At 73.3% G+C, this 21244-nt stretch carries 17 protein-coding genes and 1 pseudogene; 7 read left to right on the top strand and 11 right to left on the bottom strand.

Annotated elements, in window-relative coordinates; all coding sequences use genetic code 11:
- Nucleotides 1-105: 105 nt before the first annotated feature.
- On the bottom strand, nucleotides 106-537 hold the full coding sequence (gene mraZ / locus D7193_RS13865) for a division/cell wall cluster transcriptional repressor MraZ (RefSeq protein ID WP_120779889.1): 432 nt from the start codon (nucleotides 535-537) through the stop codon (nucleotides 106-108).
- A 354-nt stretch (nucleotides 538-891) separates the two neighbouring features.
- Here mraZ and D7193_RS13870 point away from each other — a divergent pair, with 354 nt between their 5' ends.
- The 4 genes from D7193_RS13870 to D7193_RS13885 are packed head-to-tail and all read left to right on the top strand — an operon-like array spanning nucleotide 892 to nucleotide 4322.
- Nucleotides 892-2139, top strand: a complete 1248-nt coding sequence (locus D7193_RS13870) for a MurT ligase domain-containing protein (protein ID WP_120780395.1) — start codon at nucleotides 892-894, stop codon at nucleotides 2137-2139.
- On the top strand, nucleotides 2129-2848 hold the full coding sequence (locus D7193_RS13875) for a type 1 glutamine amidotransferase (RefSeq protein ID WP_120779890.1): 720 nt from the start codon (nucleotides 2129-2131) through the stop codon (nucleotides 2846-2848). Before D7193_RS13870 ends, D7193_RS13875 begins: the two co-directional genes overlap by 11 nt.
- Complete coding sequence (locus D7193_RS13880) at nucleotides 2845-3528, top strand: TVP38/TMEM64 family protein (protein WP_120779891.1); 684 nt, start codon at nucleotides 2845-2847, stop codon at nucleotides 3526-3528. The genes D7193_RS13875 and D7193_RS13880 overlap by 4 nt, the downstream gene beginning before the upstream one ends.
- Nucleotides 3525-4322, top strand: a complete 798-nt coding sequence (locus D7193_RS13885; RefSeq protein WP_120779892.1) for a phosphotransferase family protein — start codon at nucleotides 3525-3527, stop codon at nucleotides 4320-4322. Before D7193_RS13880 ends, D7193_RS13885 begins: the two co-directional genes overlap by 4 nt.
- Before the next feature lie 133 nt (nucleotides 4323-4455).
- Here the strand turns inward: D7193_RS13885 and leuS are convergent, their stop codons facing one another.
- Together leuS and D7193_RS34850 are read right to left on the bottom strand one after the other, a co-directional pair.
- Nucleotides 4456-7296, bottom strand: a complete 2841-nt coding sequence (leuS, locus tag D7193_RS13890; RefSeq protein ID WP_120779893.1) for a leucine--tRNA ligase — start codon at nucleotides 7294-7296, stop codon at nucleotides 4456-4458.
- Between the two features lie 168 nt (nucleotides 7297-7464).
- Nucleotides 7465-7924, bottom strand: a pseudogene (locus D7193_RS34850) (isochorismatase family protein).
- A gap of 302 nt (nucleotides 7925-8226) precedes the next feature.
- Here D7193_RS34850 and D7193_RS13900 point away from each other — a divergent pair.
- The 3 genes from D7193_RS13900 to D7193_RS13910 all read left to right on the top strand — a co-directional run bounded on the left by D7193_RS13900 (nucleotide 8227) and on the right by D7193_RS13910 (nucleotide 13159).
- Nucleotides 8227-9279: an AAA family ATPase gene (locus tag D7193_RS13900; protein WP_120779895.1), complete on the top strand. Its 1053-nt coding sequence runs from the start codon at nucleotides 8227-8229 to the stop codon at nucleotides 9277-9279.
- A 1-nt stretch (nucleotide 9280) separates the two neighbouring features.
- Nucleotides 9281-10579, top strand: a complete 1299-nt coding sequence (locus D7193_RS13905) for a DUF58 domain-containing protein (RefSeq protein WP_120779896.1) — start codon at nucleotides 9281-9283, stop codon at nucleotides 10577-10579.
- A gap of 96 nt (nucleotides 10580-10675) precedes the next feature.
- Nucleotides 10676-13159 carry a transglutaminase TgpA family protein gene (locus D7193_RS13910; RefSeq protein WP_120779897.1) on the top strand — a complete coding sequence of 828 codons (2484 nt, stop codon included), beginning with the start codon at nucleotides 10676-10678 and terminating at the stop codon, nucleotides 13157-13159.
- A gap of 727 nt (nucleotides 13160-13886) precedes the next feature.
- Here the strand turns inward: D7193_RS13910 and D7193_RS13915 are convergent.
- From D7193_RS13915 to D7193_RS13945, 8 genes are all read right to left on the bottom strand, one after another.
- Nucleotides 13887-14288, bottom strand: a complete 402-nt coding sequence (locus D7193_RS13915) for a DUF3040 domain-containing protein (protein ID WP_120779898.1) — start codon at nucleotides 14286-14288, stop codon at nucleotides 13887-13889.
- A gap of 115 nt (nucleotides 14289-14403) precedes the next feature.
- Nucleotides 14404-15663, bottom strand: a complete 1260-nt coding sequence (locus D7193_RS13920) for a DNA polymerase IV (RefSeq protein WP_120779899.1) — start codon at nucleotides 15661-15663, stop codon at nucleotides 14404-14406.
- A 144-nt stretch (nucleotides 15664-15807) separates the two neighbouring features.
- Nucleotides 15808-17001: an alkaline phosphatase family protein gene (locus tag D7193_RS13925; protein ID WP_120779900.1), complete on the bottom strand. Its 1194-nt coding sequence runs from the start codon at nucleotides 16999-17001 to the stop codon at nucleotides 15808-15810.
- Nucleotides 16998-17765 carry a methyltransferase domain-containing protein gene (locus D7193_RS13930; RefSeq protein WP_120780396.1) on the bottom strand — a complete coding sequence of 256 codons (768 nt, stop codon included), beginning with the start codon at nucleotides 17763-17765 and terminating at the stop codon, nucleotides 16998-17000. Before D7193_RS13930 ends, D7193_RS13925 begins: the two co-directional genes overlap by 4 nt.
- Before the next feature lie 9 nt (nucleotides 17766-17774).
- The gene (locus D7193_RS13935) at nucleotides 17775-18698 is read right to left on the bottom strand and encodes a carbohydrate ABC transporter permease (protein ID WP_120779901.1); all 924 of its coding nucleotides are present in this window, start codon (nucleotides 18696-18698) and stop codon (nucleotides 17775-17777) included.
- Complete coding sequence (locus D7193_RS33700; RefSeq protein WP_174242620.1) at nucleotides 18695-18871, bottom strand: hypothetical protein; 177 nt, start codon at nucleotides 18869-18871, stop codon at nucleotides 18695-18697. Before D7193_RS33700 ends, D7193_RS13935 begins: the two co-directional genes overlap by 4 nt.
- Nucleotides 18868-19833 carry a carbohydrate ABC transporter permease gene (locus tag D7193_RS13940; RefSeq protein WP_120779902.1) on the bottom strand — a complete coding sequence of 322 codons (966 nt, stop codon included), beginning with the start codon at nucleotides 19831-19833 and terminating at the stop codon, nucleotides 18868-18870. Before D7193_RS13940 ends, D7193_RS33700 begins: the two co-directional genes overlap by 4 nt.
- 6 nt (nucleotides 19834-19839) lie before the next feature.
- Nucleotides 19840-21189 (bottom strand): extracellular solute-binding protein, encoded by a 1350-nt coding sequence (locus D7193_RS13945; protein ID WP_120779903.1) that lies wholly within the window; start codon nucleotides 21187-21189, stop codon nucleotides 19840-19842.
- Nucleotides 21190-21244 lie beyond the last annotated feature (55 nt).

Consider the following 21244-nt stretch of genomic DNA (forward strand, 5'->3'; position numbering starts at 1 on the left):
AGGCCGCGGGGCCCCCCGAGAGATCGTGCGCCTGGCACCGGGGAAGGGGTGCCAGGAACTCGAAAGCGGCTGGAGATCTCGCAGTACGCCGGGCGCCGTTCCGCCCTACAGGCCGCCGGGCAGCACCCCCTCCTCGATGTCGGCGAACTCGTCTTCGCTCTCGGCGAGGTAGGACTCCCAGGCGGCCTTGTCCCAGATCTCCACCCGCGTGCTCGCGCCGATCACGACCAACTCGCGGTCGAGCGCGGCGTACTCCCGCAGGTGGCCCGGAATCGTCACCCGGCCCTGCTTGTCCGGAACCTCGTCGTGCGCGCTGGCGAAGAAGACCCGGCTGTAGGCCCGGGCCGCCTTGCTCGTCATCGGTTGGGCGCGCAACTGCTCCGCGATCCGCTGGAACTCGGGCATCGGGAAGACGTAGAGGCAGCGCTCCTGCCCTTTGGTGATCACGACACCCCCCGCCAGCTCATCCCGGAACTTCGCCGGAAGGATCAACCGGCCTTTGTCGTCCAGGCGCGGAGTGTGGGTGCCGAGGAACACGGCCCAACCCCCTCGCCCTTGAGCGGCGTTCGCGGCGCCGCTGACCCCCCGGGCCGGTGGGCCCTCCCGGCCTCACCATCGGGCCCCACTCTACTCCACTTCCCTCCACCCGCAACCAGAAACGCCCGCGTGGCGCGGCCGATCCGCTGCCAAAACCGCACGTCAGAAGGGGTGGGGCGGAGTGGAGGGCCCGAGCGCCCCCGAGAGGCCGTCCGCTTTCCGACATTGATCGACTCCGTCCGGCCGAGGCGGAATCGGCCGCCCGCACACGCTCCCCGGCCGAACGGTTCGCCGTCGGCGGCGATCTGACGGCCCGCGCGGTCCGGTAACCTCGCTCGCGTGACGGACGCGAAGATGCCCCTGCGGGCGAAGGTGGCCAGCTCCGTGTCCCGGACCGCCGCTGCGCTGTCGCGCGCCGCGGGCCGGGGCGACGGCTCCGTGATCGGCGGGTGGATCGGCCTCAAGATCGACCCGGACCTGCTCGCCCACCTGGCCGCCGGCCGCGCCATCGCGCTCGTCTCGGGCACCAACGGCAAGACGACAACAACACGGCTCGCGGCCGCCGCTGTCGGCGTGCTGGGCCGGGTCGCCACCAACTCGTTCGGCGCGAACATGCCCACGGGGCACACCTCGGCGCTGGCGAAGGCCGGCAGCACCCCGTACGCGGTGCTGGAGGTCGACGAGCACTACCTCGCCCAGGTCCTGGAGGCCACCGAGCCGCACGTGGTGGCGCTGCTCAACCTCTCCCGCGATCAGCTCGACCGCGCCAAGGAGGTCGCCATGATGGCGCAGCTCTGGCGCGCGGCGCTGGTCCGCCACCCGGACGTGCGGGTGGTGGCCAACGCCGACGACCCGATGGTCGTCTGGGCCGCCTCTCCCCCGCCCTCGCACGACCACCGCGCCAACCCGCCCCACGTGACCTGGTTCAGCGCCGGGCAGCGGTGGCACGACGACTCGTGGGTGTGCCCCGAGTGCGGCTCCACCATCCAGCGCTCGGGCGAACAGTGGTGGTGCACGGGCTGCCCGCTGCGCCGCCCGCAGCCGCAGTGGACCGTCGAGGACGACGGCGTCCTCGACCCGACGGGCGCGTGGCACAAGGTGGCCCTCCAGCTTCCCGGCAAGGTCAACCTCGGCAACGCGGCCACCGCGCTCGCGGTCGCCGCCGAGTTCGGCGTCCGGCCGGTCGACGCCGTCTCCCGGCTGGCCAGCGTCACCTCGGTGGCCGGCCGCTACGCCCAGGTGGAGAAGGAAGGCCGGCTCATCCGGCTGCTGCTGGCCAAGAACCCGGCCAGCTGGCTGGAGGCGTTCGACATGGCCGACCAGGCGCCGACGCTACTGTCGATCAACGCCCGGGACCCGGACGGCCTGGACACCTCGTGGCTCTTCGACGTCGACTTCGCCCCGCTGCGCGGCCGGCAGCTGCTGATCACCGGCGACCGGGCGTACGACCTGGCGGTCCGGCTCGACGTCAACGAGGTGGCGTTCCAGCACGTACGCACGTTCGCCGAGGCGATCCGCGCGGTGCCCCCGGGGCGCCTCGAGGTCATCGCCAACTACACCGCGTTCCAGGACATCCGAGCGGAGTTGGACCGTGTCAACTGAGAGCCTGCGCATCGTCTGGGTCTACCCCGACCTGCTCTCCACGTACGGCGACCGGGGCAACGCCCTGATCCTGGCCCGCCGCGCCCGCCAGCGCGGCCTCCCGGTCGAGGTGCTGGAGGTCCGTTCCGACCAGCGGCTGCCCTCGGCCGCCGACATCTACCTGATCGGCGGTGGCGAGGACGGCCCGCAGGCGCTGGGCGCCCAGCGCCTCACGGCCGACGGCGGCCTGCACCGGGCCGTCGCGCAGGGCTCGGTGGTGTTCGGCGTCTGCGCCGGCTACCAGCTCCTCGGCACCTCGTTCTTCGCCAAGGGCAGCAAGTACGCCGGGCTGGAGCTGATCGACATCAGCTCCGACCGCGGCGAGACGCGGGCCGTCGGCGAGCTGGCCGGCGACATTGACCCGCGGCTGGGCCTGCCCCCGCTGAGCGGCTTCGAGAACCACGGCGGCCGTACCCACCTGGGCCCGGGCGTCTCGCCGCTGGCCCGGGTCACCACCGGTATCGGGAACGACGGCGCCACCGAGGGCGCCTGGCGCGGCAAGCTGCTGGGCACGTATTCGCACGGCCCCGCGCTCGCCCGCAACCCGGCCCTGGCCGACCTGCTCCTGCGCTGGGCCACCGGCATGCACCAGCTCCCGGCGATCGACGACACCTGGGCCGACCGGCTCCGGTCCGAGCGCCGCGCCGCGGTGGCCGCCGTACGCCCATGACGGCCACGGTCCGGCGTCTGCTCCGGCAGCCGGCGGCCGTACGGTTCGCGATCCTGCTGCTCCTCGTCGCCGCCTGCGGCGTCCTGTTGCTCGTGGTGCCCAGGCCGGATCCGTCCGAGCTGCCCGGCCTGGCCGACCGGCTCGGCACCGCCGCGCCGGTCGCCGCGGTCGCCGCCGGCGCCCTGCTGCTCGTGGCGCTGGTCCCGCGCACGTTCGTCACGCTCGCCTCCGGCGCGATCTTCGGGCCGTTCGAGGGCGCCGCGTACGCCCTGACCGCGGCGCTGCTCGCGGCCGCCGTCGGGTTCACGGTCGGCCGGCTGCTGGGGCGGGAGTTCGTCGCCGAACGCGTCCGGGGCCGGCTCGCCCGCCTGGACGGGTGGTTCACCCGGCAGAGCGTGTTCGGGGTGATCACCGTCCGGCTGCTGCCGATCGCCGGTTTCGGGCTGGTCAGCTACGGCTACGGCACCACCGGCGCACGGCTGCTGCCGTTCCTCGCGGGCAGCGTGATCGCCGCCGCCCCGAGCGCGTTCGGTTACGCCGCGGTCGGCGCGGCGGTCGCCTCGCCCGGCGACGTGCAGTGGTTCGCCGTGGCCCCCGCCGGGCTCGGGCTGATCGCCAGCCTGGTGCTCGTGCGGCACTGGTGGCGGGCTGAGCGGCGACGACGGGCCGCCGAGGGATGACCGCGACGCGCGAACCGTCCGACCTCCCGCCGGGCGGCGCGGAGGAGCGGTTGCCCGGCGGGTTCATCAGCGAGGTGGTCCGGGTCGGGGACACCGTCCGGCGCACGCCGCCGGCCAACGCGGACTTCCAGGCCGCGCTGCTGACGCACCTGGAGCGGGCAGGCGCGGACCTCGCACCCCGGTATCTCGGCACCGACGAGCGCGGCCGGCAGGTGCTCGGCCACGTCGAGGGCCGGGTGCCCTGGCGGGACCGGGAGGATCCGGCGTACGCCGCCGACCCGGCGCTGGTCCGGCTGGCAGAACTGATGCGGCGCCTGCACGACGTCTGCGCCGGCACGCCACTGGCCGACGGCGCAGAAACCGTCTGCCACCGGGACCTGTCCCCCAAGAACACGGTGTACCGGGACTTCCCGGCCGGGCCGCTGCCGGTGGCGTTCCTGGACTGGGACCTCGCCGGGCCGGGCCGGCGCATCGAGGACGTGGCGTTCGCGTGCTGGCACTGGGCGGACCTGGGCCCCGGCGCCGACCCGGCCGAACTGGGCCGCCGGTGCCGGCTGATCTGCGACGCGTACGACGCGGCCGGCACCGGGTCTCCGCGCTCCCCCGGCGTCCCGACGCTGCCCCGCGGTGACCTGGTCGACGTGATGCTCGACCAGATGGACGCCACCTGGCGCGGCATCGCCGCGGGCGCCGAGCGGGACGCCCCGGGCATGCGCCGCCTCCGGGCCGCCGGCGTGGTGGAACTGGTCCAGAGCTGGCACCACTGGCTAGAAAAAGCCCAACCCCTGCCCTAACCCCCACGCCCCGTCGCCCGTCGCGGCCCGCGGCCCCCGTCGATCATGCAGTTGTGGTGGTGGACGAAAACTTCACACCCGGGCAAGGCGGGCACCACAAGTGCATGATCGACGGGGCTAGGGGTTAGCGGCCTCAGGCTACGACGCTGACCATGCGGCCCTTCACCACGATGACCTTGCGTGGCTCCTTGCCGGCCAGGCTGGCCGCGACGGCCTCCAGGGCGGCCGCCCGCACCGTCTCCTCGGCCGCGTCGACCGGCACCTCGATCCGGCCCCGGACCTTGCCGTTGACCTGCACCGGGTAGGTCACCGACTCGGTGACCAGCAGCGCCGGGTCGGCGGTCGGGAAGTCCGCGTACGCCAGGGAGCTGTCGTGGCCCATCCGCCGCCACAGTTCCTCGGCGACGTGCGGGGCGAACGGCGCCAGCATCAGCACCAGCGGCTCGGCCACCTCACGCGGGGTGGCGGGCAGCCGGGTGACCGCGTTGGTCAGCTCGATCAGCTTGGCGATCGCGGTGTTGAACCGGATCCCCTCCATGTCGCCGCGGACCCCGTCGATCACCTTGTGCAGCAGTCGCCGGGTCGCCTCGTCGGCCGGGTCGTCGGTGATCCGAGACTCGCCGGTCTGCTCGTCGACGACGGCCCGCCAGACCCGCTGCAGGAAGCGGTACGAGCCGACGACCGCCCGGGTCTCCCACGGGCGGGACACCTCCAGCGGGCCCATCGACATCTCGTAGACCCGGAACGTGTCGGCGCCGTACGCCGCACACATCTCGTCCGGGGTCACCACGTTCTTCAGCGACTTGCCCATCTTGCCGTACTCGCGGTTGACCTGGACGTCGCCCAGGTAGTAGCCGCCGTCGCGCTCGATGACCTCCTCGGCCTGCACGTAGCTGCCCCGGGCGTCGGTGTACGCGTACGCCTGGATGTAGCCCTGGTTGAACAGCTTGCGGAACGGCTCGAACGACGACACGTGCCCCAGGTCGTACAGCACCTTGTGCCAGAACCGCGCGTACAGCAGGTGCAGCACGGCGTGCTCGGCGCCGCCGACGTACAGGTCGGTGCCGCCGCAGTCGCCCGCCTCGCGCGGGCCCATCCAGTACCGCTCGTTCTCCGCGTCGACGAACCGGTCGGGGTTGGTCGGGTCCAGGTAGCGCAGCTCGTACCAGCACGAGCCGGCCCACTGCGGCATCACGTTGGTCTCCCGCGTGTACCGCTTCGGGCCGTCACCCAGGTCCAGCTCCACCTCGACCCAGTCCCGACGGCGGGACAGCGGGGTCTCGGGGTTGGAGTTCGCGTCCTCCGGGTCGAACGTCTTCGGCGAGAAGTCGTCCACCTCCGGCAGCTCGACCGGCAGCATCTCGTCGGGCAGGGCGATCGCCGCGCCGGTCTCGTCGTACACGATCGGGAACGGCTCGCCCCAGTAGCGCTGCCGGCTGAACAGCCAGTCCCGCAGCCGGTAGGTGACCGCGCCGCGGCCGTGCCCGTTCGCCTCCAGCCACGCGATGATCCGGGCCTTCGCGTCGGCGACCCCCAGGCCGTCCAGGTCCAGGCCGCGGTCGGGCGCGGCGCTGTTGATGGCCGGGCCGTCCCCGGTGTACGCCTTGCCGTCGAAGCCCTCGGACGGCTGCACCGTCCGGACGATGGGCAGGTCGAAGACCTCGGCGAACGCCCAGTCGCGCTCGTCCTGGGCGGGCACCGCCATGATCGCGCCGGTGCCGTAGCCGGCCAGCACGTAGTCCGCGATGAAGATCGGGATCTGGGCGTCGTTGACCGGGTTCGTGGCGTACGCCCCCACGAAGACGCCGGTCTTCTCCTTGGTGTCGGCCTGCCGCTCCACGTCGGTCTTGGCCGCCGCCGCCTTGCGGTAGGCCTCGACGGCCGCGCGCGGGTTCGCGTGCCCGCCGGTCCAGGCGTCCTTCGTGCCCTCGGGCCAGGCCGCCGGCACCAGCGCGTCGACCAGCTCGTGCTCCGGCGCCAGGACCATGTAGGTGGCGCCGAAGATCGTGTCCGGCCGGGTCGTGAACACCCGGATCGGCTCGACGGCGGTCGGGAAGTCGATGTGCGCGCCCGTCGACCGGCCGATCCAGTTGCGCTGCATCAGCTTGATCGGCTCGGGCCAGTCCAGCGCGTCCAGGTCGTCCAGCAGCCGGTCGCCGTACGCGGTGATGCGCATCATCCACTGCTTCAGGTTCCGCTTGAAGACCGGGAAGTTGCCCCGCTCGGAGCGGCCGTCCGCGGTGACCTCCTCGTTGGCCAGCACGGTGCCCAGGCCCGGGCACCAGTTGACCGGGGCCTCCGAGACGTACGCCAGCCGGTGGTCGTCGACGACCTGCCGGCGCTCGGCCACGGACAGCTCCGCCCACGGACGCCCGTCCGGGGTGGGCCGGTTGCCGCCCTCGAACTCCGCGATCAGCTCGGCGATCGGCCGGGCCTTCTTCGCGTCCCGGTCGTACCAGGAGTTGAAGATCTGCAAGAAGATCCACTGGGTCCAGCGGTAGAAGTCGACGTCGATGGTGGCCACCGAGCGGCGCTCGTCGTGGGCCAGGCCCAGCCGGCGCAGCTGCGCCTTGTACCGCTGGATGTTCGCCTCGGTGGTGGTGCGCGGGTGGGTGCCGGTCTGCACGGCGTACTGTTCCGCCGGCAGGCCGAACGCGTCGAAGCCCATGGCGTGCAGCACGTTGCGGCCGGCCATCCGCTGGTAGCGGGCGAAGCAGTCGGTGCCGATGTAGCCCAGCGGGTGACCGACGTGCAGACCCGCCCCGGAGGGGTACGGGAACATGTCCAGCACGTAGAGCTTGTCCGCGCCCGAGCGGGGGTGCGCCGGGTCCGCCAGCGGCCCGGTCGGGTTGGGAGCGTGGAAGGTCCCCTCCCGCTCCCAGTAGTCCTGCCAACGGCCCTCGATCTCGTTGGCCAGGGCCGCGGTGTACCGGAACGGGGGGATGTCCCCCGCCGGTGCGGCTGCCTCACTCATCGCGTCTCCTCGCGTCGCTCGGCGCGGTCGTCTCGTGCGGTCTGCTGCTGTTCACCGCCCGTCGCCGGCCGGCGGGCGACGGGTCATCGGGTGGCGGGCCATCGAATGGCGGGCACAAAAAAGCCCCTCGCGCAGGAGGGGCCGCCGTGCTGTCGCGCGTTCAGCGCATCAGCACGGCTCGGTAAGAAGCAGGAAGACTCCGGCCATGACGGCAGTGTACCCCCAGGCCGGAGGCGGGCGGCGTCCCACGTCCACGCGTCGGGACGCCGGGGCGTCAGCCGCCTCCCGTGAGGTGCGTGGGCTCGGCGAAACGGTCCGTGCTCGGATGCCCTGGGCCCGCAGCACCTGGTCGAGGTGGGTGTCGTGGAAGCCGTTCATCCGGTACTTCGGCACCCGGATGTCGTCGGCCTCGACCAGCTCCCGGAGCTCGTCGACCAGCTCCGCGCCCCACGACCCAGAGGACCGGCATGCCGTGCCGGCGGGCCGCCCGCACCGCCCGCACCGCCCCCGGGACCGCCGCCCGGCAGGCCGTTGGTCCAGGCCCGACCGCTCCGTCCAGCCCCCCGGGTGAGCAGAAGTCGTTTTGGACGTCGATGACCACGAGCGCGCACGCGTCGAGGTCGGCCACGAACGGCAGCAGCTCGGCGTCCCCCGTCGCCCGTGTCGCCGTAGATGTCCCGTTGCCGGTGCATGCCCGCCCCCTCCGCAGCCGATCGGGTTACCCGCATGGGGATCGCTGATGTTCCCCCGACCCGGCGAATATTCGGGGCGTAACCGGCGGTCTCGGTGCGGGGGTCGGCGACGACGAGAAACATGGTTAGCCTGAGAGGCCAGTGAATGGTGCGGCAGACGAGGCTCGGCGTCGCGAACCCAACGGCGGGTCCAGGTGCTCTATTACAGAGCTGCCGTCCGGCGACGAGGAGGAGGCCCGTGACACAACAGACCTGGGACGAGGTCGGCGGCCTGCTGCCGCATGACGAGTTCCGCGCCGCCAGCGAGGCCATCGTGGCCAACATCGAGCAGGTCATCGAGGGCAAGACGGCGACCGTCCGCCTCGCGCTGGCCGTCCTGCTCGCCGAGGGTCACCTCCTCATCGAGGACGTCCCCGGCGTCGGCAAGACGAAGCTCGCCAAGGCCCTGGCCCGGTCCATCGACTGTTCGGTGCGCCGGATCCAGTTCACGCCCGACCTGCTGCCCAGCGACGTCACCGGCGTGAGCGTCTACAACCAGGAGACGCACGACTTCGAGTTCCGTCCGGGCGCGGTCTTCGCCAACCTGGTGGTCGGCGACGAGATCAACCGGGCGTCGCCGAAGACCCAGTCGGCGCTGCTGGAGTGCATGGAGGAGCGCCAGGTCACCGTCGACGGCGTGACCTACCAGCTGCAGACCCCCTTCATGGTGATCGCCACCCAGAACCCGATCGAGATGGAGGGGACCTACCCGCTGCCCGAGGCGCAGCGCGACCGGTTCACCGCCCGGATCGCGATGGGCTACCCGGACGCGGGCGCCGAGCTGGCCATGCTCGACGGCCACGGCGGCACCGACCCGCTCAACGAGCTGCGCCCGGTCTCCGACGCCGACACCGTCCGGCAGCTGATCGCGACGGTCCGCCAGGTGCACGTGGCCGACGCGGTCAAGCAGTACGCCGTCGACCTGGTCACCGCCACCCGCGAGGCCCCCGACCTGCGCCTGGGCGCGTCCCCCCGCGCCACCCTGCAGCTGCTGCGCACGGCGCGCGCCGTGGCCGCCCTCGAGGGACGCGACTACGTGCTCCCCGACGACCTCCAGGTCCTCGCCGTGCCGGTGCTGGCGCACCGCATCATCCCGACCGCCGACGCCCAGCTCGCCCGGCGCACCACGGACGCGATCGTGTCCGAGCTGGTGCACCGGCTGCCGCTGCCGCACGACCGCAAGCGTTCCCCCTACGACACCCGGCCGGCACCCAACAACGGGCGCGGGCCGTACGAGCCGCGGAGGCCGTGACGTGCGCGAAGGGCTCCGCGGGCTGACCACCCGGGGCCGCTCGTTCCTGGCGGCCGCGATCGCCGCGGCCGTCTCGGCGGGGATCCTCGGCGAGAAGGACCTGCTCCGGGTGGCCGTGCTGCTCGCCGTCCTGCCGCTGCTGGCGGCGGCGTACGTCGGCCGCAGCCGCTACAAGCTGGCCTGCAACCGCTCGCTGGACCCGCACCGGGTGCCGGTGGGCGCCAGCTCCCGGGTCGTGCTGCGGTTGCAGAACATGTCCCGCCTGCCCACCGGCACGCTGCTGCTGGAGGACCGGCTGCCGTACGCTCTCGGCAGCCGGCCCCGCGTGGTGCTGGAGCGGCTCGGCGCCCACCAGGCCAGCTCCGTTGCGTACACCGTCCGGGCCGACGTGCGCGGCCGCTACGAGGTGGGGCCGCTCGTGGTCCGGCTGACCGACCCCTTCGGGCTGTGCGAGATGAGCCGTGCCTTCCCGAGCATCGACCACCTCACGGTGATCCCGCAGGTCACGCCGCTGCCCTCGGTGCGACTGCCCGGTGAGTACGCCGGCAGCGGCGACAGCCGGGCCCGGTCGGTGGCCGTGCACGGCGAGGACGACGCGGCGACCCGCGAGTACCGCAGGGGCGACGACCTGCGCCGGGTGCACTGGAAGTCGACGGCGCGCACCGGCGAGCTGATGGTGCGCCGGGAGGAACAGCCCTGGGAGAGCCGGGCGACCGTCGTCCTCGACACCCGCGCGTACGGCCACCGGGGCGACGGGCCGACCGCCAGTTTCGAGTGGGCGGTCTCGGCCACCGCGAGCATCGCCGTGCACCTGCGCCAGGCCGGCTACAAGCTGCGCCTGGTCACCGGCTCCGGCGCGGACGTGGACGCCTCCGAGGCCGGCGGCGACGGGCTGCTGCTCGATCAGCTCGCCGAGGTCCGCCTCGACCAGCGGGCCGAGGTCACGGGCCTGGTGCAGCGGGTCCGGCAACGCGCCGACGGCGGCCTGATCATCGGCGTCTTCGGCTCGCTCACCACGGCCGAGGCGCAGCTGCTGGCCGGGTTGCGCGCCAACGGCGCCACCTGCGTCGGCTTCCTCATGGACAGCACGACCTGGCTCAACCTGCCCGACAAGGCGCGCACCGAGGCCGAGCGGGCGCACGCGGCCGCCGCGCTGGCGCTGCTGCAGAGCGGCTGGCGCGTCATCGGTGTCGACCACGGCAGCCGGCTGCCGGCCATCTGGCCGCAGGCGGCCCGGGGCTCGCAGGGCTTCGCGGTGCGCGCCGCGCTCGCCGAGACGGTGGCCGGAGGGATGCGATGAGCGGAGGGACGCCGACGTGAGCGAGCGGAGCGAGCGAACCATTCGGCACAGCAGCGTGGCGCCTCGCGCCGCCGCGAAGCGGAGCGGAGCGGTGGCGTGAGCGGCAACCGCAACCTGGGCCTGGTGGCGGCCGGGGCGACACTGCTCGCCGCCGCGCCGCTGTCGGCCATCTTCGAGCGCTGGACGTGGCTCATCGAGTCGGCCATCGCGGTCGCCGTGGTGGCCGGCGTGGCCGCCCTGACCCGCGCGCTGCGCGCCCCGCTGTGGGGGCAGGTGCTCGGCATGCTGGCCGGGCTGGTGCTCGCGCTCACCTGGCTGTTCCCCAGCGGCAGCGAGCTGCTCGCCGTCATACCCACCCCGGCCACCCTCTCGCACTTCGGGGAGCTGGTCCGCGGCTCGGTGCAGGACATGCGCTCGTACGGCGTCGAGGTGCCCGACACCGATCCGCTGCTGTTCATCACCGTCCTGGGCGTCGGCGCGGTGGCCGTGGTCGTCGACCTGCTGGCCGTCGGGCTGCGCCGCCCGGCTCTGGCCGGCCTGCCGATGCTCGCCATCTACTCCGTCCCGGTGGCGGTCTACGTCAACAGCGTCCCGCCGGTCCCCTTCGTGATCGGCGCCGTCGGCTACCTCTGGCTCCTCGGGGCCGACAACGTCGACCGCGTCCGCCGGTTCGGCCGGCGCTTCACCGGCGACGGCCGCGACGTGGACGTCTGGGAGGCGTCCCCGCTGGCCGCCGCGGGCCGGCGGCTCGCCGTGCTCGGCGTGGCGGTGGCGGTGCTCCTGCCGCTCGTGCCCGTGCCCGGGATGAGCGGAAGCCTGCTCGACACCCTGACCGCCGGGCCGGGCAACGGCAACGGCAACGGTCGGAACGGCCAGGGCGGCCCACCCGGCCGGATCGACCTGTTCGCCGCGCTCAGCGGCCAACTCAACCAGTCCGAGGTGGCCGACCTCGTGAAGGTCACCACCGACGAGCCGGACCCGTTCTACCTGCGGTTCGGGGTTGCCGACGACCTGGAGCCGGACGGCTTCCGCGTGACCAACCCGAGCGGGCGGCCGGTCAACCGCGACATGCCCGACCCGGCCGCACGCGGCGAGGGCGACGTCCGCCAGCAGCGGTTCCGGGCGACCGTCGAGATCACCCGCGACCTCACCATGCCGCTGCTGCCGATCTACTCGGAGCTGGCCGGCACGGAGGACCTGAACGGCAACTGGCTCTACGACAACGACCGCCAGCTCGTCTACTCCAACCGGGAGAACTCGCGCGGCAAGCGCTACTCCTTCGAGTACGTCCGCTCGACGTACAGTCCGGCGGCGCTGCGGACCGCCCGGCCGCTGCCCGCCGACCACCCGCTGATGCAGCGGCGGCAGACCGAGACCCCGCCGGTGCCCGAGGTGGAGGACCTGGTCAAGCGGCTCGTCCGCGACAAGGCGACCGAGTACGACAAGGTCCGCGCGATCTACGACTACTTCTCGTCGGACAACGGGTTCAGCTACCGGCTGAGCACCGAGGGCGGCACCAGCGGGAAGGACATCGTCGACTTCCTCACCAACAAGGTCGGCTTCTGCCAGCAGTACGCGGCGGCCATGGCCTGGCTGGTGCGCGAGGCCGGCATCCCCGCCCGGGTGGCGTTCGGCTTCACCAACGGCAGCAACCGCAACGGCAACACGTTCACGCTGACGAACCGCAACCTGCATGCCTGGACGGAGGTCTACTTCGACGGGATGGGCTGGGTGCCGTTCGACGCCACCCCGGCGTACGGGGTCGCCGGTTCCACCCGCTCGGCGTGGGCGCCCGACACGGACGCCCCCGACCCGGTCAGCGACGAGCCCGGCGCGCCGAACACCCCGCAGACGGCCGAGGAGTCCCCCGGCGCCGCCGGCCCGGACGCCGCCGACCGGGACACCGACACCGGCCTGTCGGTCGGCTCCGACACCCCGACCGAGCAGGCACCGGTCTGGCCGTGGTGGCTGGCCGGTTCACTGGCCCTGCTCCTGCTGCTGGCCGTACCCGCGCTGCGCCGCCTCACGCTGCGCCGCCGCAGGGGCAACCGGGCGGCGACGCCCGCCGCGGCGTCCGTACCCGACGTGGGGGTCGGCCCGACCGACACCCCGCGGGTGGTGGTGGTCGGCGCCGACGCCGACCAGGCCCGGGCCGACGCGCACGCCGCGTGGGACGAGCTGCTGGACACGCTGGTGGACTACCGGGTGCGGGTCGACCGGACCGAGACGCCCCGGTCCACCGCCGACCGGCTGGTCCGGGACACCCTCTCCGACCACGCCGAGGCCGTCACCGCCGTACGGCTGCTCGGCCGTGCCGAGGAGCGGGCCCGGTACGCGCGCGATCCGCTCGCCGGCCAGCCGCTGGCCCCGGCGCTGCGCGCGGTCCGCGGTGCGCTGGCCGCGGGCGCCGACCGGCGCACCCGGCTGCTCGCCGCGTTCCTCCCGCCGTCGGTGCTGCTGCGCTGGCGGATCGCCCTGGCCGACACGTCCGCCCGCATGGTGGCGCTGACCGGCCGCAACAGGCACCGCCTGCTGCGCTGGAACCCGCGCCGCCTGCTGGCCGACCGCGCCGCCCGCTGACCCGTCCGGGGCCGGGTGGGGGTGACCCGCCCGGCCCCGGCCAGTCCGGGCTCAGACGGTCGCGCGCCTGGCCGGCTGGGCAAGATCGACTCGGGTTCACTGAAGTCGCGGTGTCCCACGCCCCCGGACACCGCGACATCACGGAAGCCGAGTCGATCAAGCGGCCGCGGGCGACGCGCCGGGAACGGACTCGCGCCCGGTCAACCCGCCCGTCGACGCCCAAGATCGACACCAGATCGCCGATACGGCGGTATCCGCACGGCTCGGACCCCGTCACATCGCCGATCTGGCGACGCTGAGCGGCGAGCCGGATGAGCCGGCCGCGCCCGACCGCCGCGGCCCGGTCACGACCCGTATCGACCGGTGACCAGCCGATACGCCGCCGGTCAACGCGGCGGCGGGCCGATCAGCCGGGCGCCCTCGTCGGCGCGGGCATCCCCGGCGGGCACTCGGGAAAGATCGACTCGGGTTCACTGAAGTCGCGGCATCCCACGCCCCCGGACACCGCGGCATCACGGAAGTCGAGTCGATCAAGCGCGTGGAACGCGGCGGCGACGCGGCCGGACAAAACCAGGCCGCCCCCGACGACGCCAGGCCGAACACCGGCCGACTAGAGCCAGGCCACCCGACGAGGGCCGACCCGAACGGCGGTCGGACAAAACAGCGGCCGGCCCGGTGCGACGGCCGGGCCGGTGTGACCGCTGGCTGGTTCAGCGGCCGGGGCTGCTCAGCGGTGTCCCTCCGGGCGCTGACGCCACCGGTCCTCCATGCGGTCGAGGAACGACAGGCGTCGGCCTGTTCGGCTACGACCGCGACCACGACGCCGGCTCGTGGTGCCACCCACCACGTGGAGGTCGGGTGACTGGGCCCGGCGGTGCGACTGCACGGCGAAGGCGGCCGACGCCAACATGACGACGAAACCCGCCACTGCCAGCGGCGGAGTTTTGATCACCGCGCCGTAGACCAGCAGGGCCAGACCAGCGATGATGACGCCGGCAGCGACGAGCAGGCGACGCCGCGCGTGGAAACGCGGGTCGCTGGCGCGCACGGCCGAGGCGAATTTGGGGTCCTCGGCAAGCGACCGCTCGATCTGCTCGAACAGCCGCTGCTCGTGCTCCGAGAGCGGCACGGCACTCCTCCCCGGTCACGTTGGTCGGCCCGTTCGGACCGACAGACCGTGGCAGCCAACCGGCTGCTTACCCGCAAGTCTACGAGGGGGGTCGCGCGTCGGAAAGCGGGACGACCTATGGCCGGCGTGGATTTTCATTTCGGCGAGCATCACGGTTGCCGAGCAGACTGGCCGGACCTATGACGGACCGCCCGAATCGGGCAGCGGCGGCGTCCGCAGCAGCTTCCGCCTCCCGCCAACCCCGCTCGGGAGCGCCGAGGGCGAGCTGCCGGGGGGTGTCGCCCGCCGCGGCGAGCCCTTCCATGCGTACGCCGACGAGCCGCACCCGCTCGCCCGGATCGAGCGCGGTGAAGAGCGCCCACACCGTGTCGAACATCTCCCTGGCCGTGTCGGTCGGCACGGGGAGGGTGCGGGAGCGGGAGAGCGTCCGGAAGTCGGCCAGCCGCACCTTGAGCGACACCGTCCGGCCCACCTGACCTGCCCCGCGCAGCCGGGCGCCGACCTTATCGGCCAGGGCGAGCAGGGCACGGCGGATCTCCAGCGGGTCGGCCACGTCGGCGTCGAAGGTCACCTCCGCCCCGATGGACTTCTCCACGTGCTCGGGGCTCACGGCGCGCGGGTCCCGGCCCCAGGCCAGGGCGTGCAGGTGGCCGGCGGCGGCCTCGCCGAGCGCCTTGCGCAGCATGGCGTACGGCGCCTCGGCGAGATCGCCGATCGTGGCGAGGCCGAGCCGGCGCAGCGCCTCCGCCGAGCGTTCACCGACCCCCCACAGCGCGTCGACGGGCAGCGGGTGGAGGAAGTCGAGCACCCGGTCGGCTGGTACGACGAGCAGGCCGTCGGGCTTGGCCCGGGTCGAGCCGAGTTTCGCCACGAACTTGCTGGGCGCCACCCCGACCGAGCAGGTGAGCTGCTGGTCGGTGGCGACCCGGGCGCGGATCGCGCGGGCGATCTCCGCCGGCGAGCCGAAGAGCCGGCGGGCGCCGGCCACGTCGAGGAACGCCTCGTCGAGGGAGAGCGGCTCCACCAACGGGGTGACGTCGCGGAAGATCTGCATCACGGCGCGGGAGGCGGCCGTGTAGGCGGAGAAGTCGGGCGCCAGGTAGACGGCCTGCGGGCAGAGTGCCCGCGCCCGCATCATCGGCATGGCGCTGCGTACGCCGTAGCGGCGGGCCTCGTAGCTGGCCGAGCTGACGACGCCACGGGCGCCGAGGCCGCCGACGATCACGGGCCGGCCGCGCAGCTCGGGCCGGCTGCGCACCTCGACGGAGGCGAAGAAGGCGTCCATGTCGACGTGCAGGATCGGGCTGCCCGAGTCGTCGGCGTCCGGCCCGAAGCGCGGATCACCGCCTCGTGGCAACGACTGGCTGCGGCCCATCCCGGCAGGTTAGCCCGGGGGTACGACCAGAAGCGGCCAGCCCGGGGGTACGAGAGGAAACGGCCAGCCCGGGGTACGAGAGGAAACGGCCGGCCCCGGACCGGCACGACCGGAAACGGCCCCGGACCGGACCGCCGGGAACGGTCAGCCGCGGACGACCAGCAGCGGGATGGTCATCTCGGCCGCGGTGTCCGACCCGTGGTAGGCCACCAGCCGCGACGCGAGGGGGCTCTCCGACCGGGTGGCCAGAACGGCGTACGTGTCGTTGCACGTCACCACCACGTCGCCGATGCGCGCGAGGTGGTCCTCCGGAACCGGCCCGAACCAGCCGGCCGCGACGGCCTCGTCGCGGGTACGCACCCGCGCGGCGTCACCGAGGACGGCCGACCAGGCGGCCACCACGTCCTCGACGGCTCCCGGCAGCACGTGCAGGTAGCGCACCCGCGCCTCCCCGGCGACGACCTCGATTCCGGCCCGCAGCCGGGGGTCGGTGTCGAGGTCGAACCGGTGCCCGGCCGGCACGTCGAGCTGGCCGTGGTCGGCGGTCACCAGCAGCGCGGCGTCCGGCGGCAGCCCGTCGACGAGCCGGGCCAGCAGCGCGTCCACCTCGGCCGCGGCGACCCGCCACGGCGCCGAGTCGACGCCGGTGAGGTGGCCGTGCCGGTCCAGGTCGGGGTGGTACCCGGAGACGAGGGTGGGGCCGGTGCCGGCGGTCAGCGCGGCGAGCATGGCGTCGCCGAGCGCGTCGACGCCGGCGGCGCCCCGGAAGTCGCCGCCCCGGTTGGCGGCGAGGGTGAGCCCGCTGCCGCCGAACTCGGGCCGGGTCACCACCGTCACCGCGACCCCGGCCGCGCGGGCCCGCTCCAGCTGGGTCGGGACGGGCTGCCAGCGCAGCGGGTCCGGGTCGGCGGCCCACTCGATGTGGCTGAGCACCCGGTCGGTGCCGGGCACCCGGACGGTGAAGCCGAGCACCCCGTGCGCGCCGGGCGCGGCGCCGGTGCCCAGGGTCACCAGGCTCGTGGGGGTGGTCGACGGGAAGCCGGAGGTGAGAGGGCGCCCGACGGTGGCGGCGAGCCCGGCCAGCGTCGGGGCGTACGGCGTGGCGGTGGGGATCTGGTACCAGCCGAGCCCGTCGACGAGCAGCACGGCCACCCGGCGTACGCCGGCGAGCCGCTCGGTCAGGCCGAGCCGGTCGACGGCTCCGGGCACGCCGAGCACGGCGAGCGCGCTGGGCAGCACGTCGGCGAGGCTGCCGTCGCCGTACCGGGGCGCGACGGGCGCGAGCGGGCCCGGGTCGGGGGCCGCCGGGCCGGACGGCGGCGGGGTCTGTCGCGTCATGCGGGCCGGCGGGCGAACAGGTGCAGCTGGGCGGCGAGGTCCCGGTACGGTGGCCGGCCGGCGAGTGCCCGCTCCAGGTCGACGAGGGCGCCCGGCTGGCCGTCGGCGACCGTGGCCGGCAGCAGGTCGGCCAGGACGCGTACGCCGTGGATCTCCTCGACCACGAGCCCGGCGGCGCGCAGCAGCGCGGCGGCGCCGTCGGCGTCGTAGCGGCGGTGCAGCGTGTCCCGGGGGCCGGCGGCGCCGGTCGGGGTGGCGGCCAGGGCGGCCGCGACGTCCAGGTGGCCGTTCATGGCGCGGGCGAGCACGGCGGCGGCCCGGCCGGCCACCAGCACGCTGGCCGCGCCGCCGGGGCGCAGCGCGGTCGCCAGTGCGGCCACCACGGACTCCGGATCGTCGACCACCTCGAGGACCGCGTGGCAGAGCACCAGGTCAGCCGCGGCCGGTTCGACCAGGCCGGCGAGGGCGTCGCCGTCGCCCTGCACGGCACGTACCCGGTCGGCCACCCCCGCCTCGGCGGCCCGGCGGGTCAGCGCGGCGAGCGCGTCGGGGCTCGCGTCGACCACGGTCACCCGGTGCCCGGCCTGGGCGAGCGGGACGGCGAAGCCGCCCGTGCCGCCGCCGACGTCGAGGACGGTGAGGTCGTCGCCGCCCCGCCGGTCGAGTTCGGCGCGCAGCACGGACCAGATCACGGCGGTACGGGGGGTCAGCGGCGGCCCGGCGAACCGGCCTCGGGTCTGCTCCACCCGGTCGAGCCTAGTCACCCGGTCCACTCAGCCCTTGCGACCGGTCGTGGCGATGCCCTCGATGAAGTGGCGCTGCGCAAGGAAGAACAGGATGATCATCGGGACGGTGGCGATCACGCTGCCGGCGAGCACCACCTCCCACTGCTGTTCGCCGCCGTACCCGAACCGGTCCAACACGACCTTGAGCCCGCGGGGCAGGGTGTAGAGGTGCTCGTCGCGGAGGTAGATGAGCGGCTTGAGCAGGTCCGTCCAGCTCGCCTTGAACTCGAAGACGAACGCGACGAGCAGCGCCGGGCGGATCAGCGGGAAGGCCAGTTTCCAGAACAGCTGCGGGTAGCTCGCCCCGTCGACCCGGGCCGCCTCGAAGTACTCGCGGGGCAGCGAGAGCAGGAACTGCCGCAGCAGGAAGATGTAGAAGGCCGAGCCGAACAGGTTGCCCGCCCACAGCGGCACCTGCGTGTCGGTGAGCCGCAGCTCCGACCAGATGAGGTACGTCGGGATCATGGTGACCGCGAACGGCAGCATCATGGTGGCCAGGACCAGCCCGAACAGCAGGTTCCGGCCGGGGAACCGGAAGTACGCGAACCCGAACGCCACCCAGGCGCTGGAGAGCGTGACCGCGGCCGCGGCGGCCACCCCGACCACCACGCTGTTGAGCAGCCAGGTGACCAGGGGCGCCGCGCGCCAGGCGTCGGCGTAGTTGTCCGGCGCGAACGGCACCGGCAGGAACCCGGGCGCGAAGACGTACTCGCGGGGGCGCAGCGAGGCGCCGATCAGCCAGACGAACGGCAACATGAAGATCACCGCGGCGCCCACCAGGGCGCACACGAACAGCACGCGCTGCCACACCGGGCGGCGCCCCTCCTGCGCCGCCGGTCGGCGGAGCGCCGTCCCGGCCGGCTCGACGCCGGATACCGGGGCGACGGCGCTCCGCTCGACCGCGGCCGTCACGACTCGGCCCCCGCCGCCGGGTCGCGCTCGGCCCGGGAACGCCGGGCGTTGGCCACCGGGCCGTCGGTCACCTCGTACTCGCGCGGCTCCGTGTGGTGCTCCGGCACCCAGCCGGCGGCGAGCCGCGTACGACGCGCGTTGGCCACACCGTTGTGGCCGTTGATCCCCGTCACTTGTCTTCCCCTTCGTAGTACACGAACCGGTTGCTGAGCTTCACCTGCACCAGCGTGATCACCATGATGATCAGGAAGAGCAGCCAGGCCATCGCCGAGGCGTACCCCATGTGCAGGAACTGGAAGGCCTCCTGGAACAGGTGGATGACGTAGAACGTCGCGGCGTCGCTGTTGAACCTGTTCTGCGTCTCGCGGTTGCCGAAGTACATGGTGTAGACCTCGGTGAACATCTGCAGCGACGCGATCGTGTTGACGATCAGCGTGAAGAAGAGCGCACCGGAGATCATCGGCAGGGTCACGTGCCGGAACCGGGCCCAGCCGCCGGCCCCGTCGATGCTCGCCGCCTCGTACAGGTCGCGCGGCACGTTCTGCAGCGCCGCCAGGTAGATGATCACGGTGGAGCCGAGGCTCCAGAGACTCATGAGGACGATGCCCGGCATCACCCAGTGCGGGTCCGTGGTCCAGCTCGGGCCGTCGATCCCCACCAGGGCGAGCCCCCGGTTGATGAGGCCGTCCTGGGTGTTGAGCAGCAGCAGGAACAGGATGCCGACGGCCACCGCCGGCGTCATCACCGGCAGGTAGAAGACGGTCCGGAAGAAACCCTGCAACCGTCCCACCCGCTTGAGCAGCAGCGCCAGGCCCAGCGAGATGACCATCACGAGCGGCACGTGCAACGCCGTGTAGTAGACGGTGTTGCCGAGGGCGCGGGCGACCTGCGGGTCCGCCATCAACTCCCGGTAGTTGTCCAGCCCGGTGTACTCCGGCGGGTTGATCACGTCGTACTCGGTGAGGCTCAGCCAGGCGCTCGCGATCATCGGGCCGGCCTGGAACACCAGGAACCCCACGATCCACGGCGCCAGGAACAGCCATGCCCAGCGGGCCTCCCGCCGGGCCAGCGACGGACGACGTCGCCGGCCCGGAGCGGGAGCGCTCGGTGCGGGAGCGCTGACGGTGGTGGCCATGACCGGCTACTTCGCGGCCTTGTCCAGTGCGGCCGTCGCCTCCTGCTGGGCGCGGGCCAGCGCCTCCGCCGGCTGCGCCTGGCCCGCGAGCACCCGGTTCACGGCGTCGTACCAGGCCTTGTCGAACTCGGCGCCGGCTGGCGAGGCCGGCATGGCGAACGCGACGTCCTGGACCGACCGGATGGTCGCCACGGCGTCGTCGAAGCGCTTGTTGCCCGTCGGCTGGTACAGCTCGTCGAAGATCTTCTTGTCGGCCTCGACGTTGCCGGTCCACACCCCTGTGAACGGCTGGCCGGCGGCCTTGCGGGCGTCGGCGCGCGCCTTCGCGGCGGCGAGCCAGGTGTCGGTGGCCGTCATCTGCTTGGCGAAGGCGCAGGCGGCGTCCGGGTTCTTGGCGCCCTTGGTGATCACCCAGGCCTGCCCGGAGGACATGGTCAGCGGCTTGCCCTGCCGATCCACGAACGGCTTGACCACCAGCTCGGCCTTCGGGCTGTTCTTGGACGCCTGGTTGAGGAACCACTCCTCCATCGGCCAGGCGACGATCTGCTTCTTGACCAGCGGGTTCTGCGCCCCGAAGAAGTCGAACGTGTCCCGGAACGACTTGAACCTGCCGAACCCGCCCTGGTCCTGGACGAGCTTCAGGCCGGTGGTCAGCGCCTCGACCACCTTGGGGTCGTCCAGCCTGGCGGTCCGCCCGTCCTGGCTGATCATGTCGACCCCGTTCGCCCTGGCCCACATGGGCAGGAACTCGGGGATCTTCGGGTCTATTCCGATCCGGTCGAGCCGGCCGCCGGAGACGTGCGCGAGCTTCGCGTTGAGCGCCGGCAGGCCAGCCCAGTCGGCCAGGTTCACGTCGGCGGCGGTGAGGCCGGCATCCTTGAGCAGGGACTCGTTGAGGTAGAGCACGCGGACGCTGGAGAACTCGGGGATGCCGTAGACCGTGCCGTCCAGGGTGACCTGGTCCTTGGCGGCCGGCCGGTACTGCGCCATGTCGATGTTCTGCTTCTCGATACAGTCGGTGAGCGGCTGGATCGAGCCCCGGGTGGCGTACGTGCCGATGAGCTTGCGGTCCATGTAGACCAGGTCCGGCGGGTTGCCCGAGGCCACCGCGGAGAGAAACTGCTGCTCGTCGAAGGAACCCTCGGTGATCTTCAGGTCGACGTCCGGGTGGTCACGCTTGAACGCGTCGACCCGGGTGCTGGCGATCTCGTCGGAGAGGCCGAAACCCATCGTGCTGAGCGTGCCCTTGGCGGCGGTGCCACCGCTGTCCTTCCCGCCACCGCCGACTCCCCCGCAACCGCTGACCGCCAGGGCGAGCACCCCGGCGAGCGCGGTCGCCCGCAGTTTCCGTGACATGGCATCCTCCTGAGACCGCACGGGCCACCCTGCCCGCGCGGACCAGCACTTCTCC

It is taken from the genome of Micromonospora costi (genome assembly GCF_003626655.1).
Classification (GTDB): Bacteria; Actinomycetota; Actinomycetes; order Mycobacteriales; family Micromonosporaceae; genus Micromonospora; species Micromonospora costi.

Bases quoted from the DNA above. Each gene is read 5' to 3' on its own strand.
- D7193_RS13870 (WP_120780395.1), top strand. From the start codon at position 892: ATGCCCCTGCGGGCGAAGGTGGCCAGCTCCGTGTCCCGGACCGCCGCT.
- D7193_RS13880 (WP_120779891.1), top strand. From the start codon at position 2,845: ATGACGGCCACGGTCCGGCGTCTGCTCCGGCAGCCGGCGGCCGTACGG.
- D7193_RS13885 (WP_120779892.1), top strand. From the start codon at position 3,525: ATGACCGCGACGCGCGAACCGTCCGACCTCCCGCCGGGCGGCGCGGAG.
- leuS (WP_120779893.1), bottom strand. From the start codon at position 7,296: ATGAGTGAGGCAGCCGCACCGGCGGGGGACATCCCCCCGTTCCGGTAC.
- D7193_RS13920 (WP_120779899.1), bottom strand. From the start codon at position 15,663: ATGGGCCGCAGCCAGTCGTTGCCACGAGGCGGTGATCCGCGCTTCGGG.
- D7193_RS13925 (WP_120779900.1), bottom strand. From the start codon at position 17,001: ATGACGCGACAGACCCCGCCGCCGTCCGGCCCGGCGGCCCCCGACCCG.
- D7193_RS13940 (WP_120779902.1), bottom strand. From the start codon at position 19,833: ATGGCCACCACCGTCAGCGCTCCCGCACCGAGCGCTCCCGCTCCGGGC.
- D7193_RS13945 (WP_120779903.1), bottom strand. From the start codon at position 21,189: ATGTCACGGAAACTGCGGGCGACCGCGCTCGCCGGGGTGCTCGCCCTG.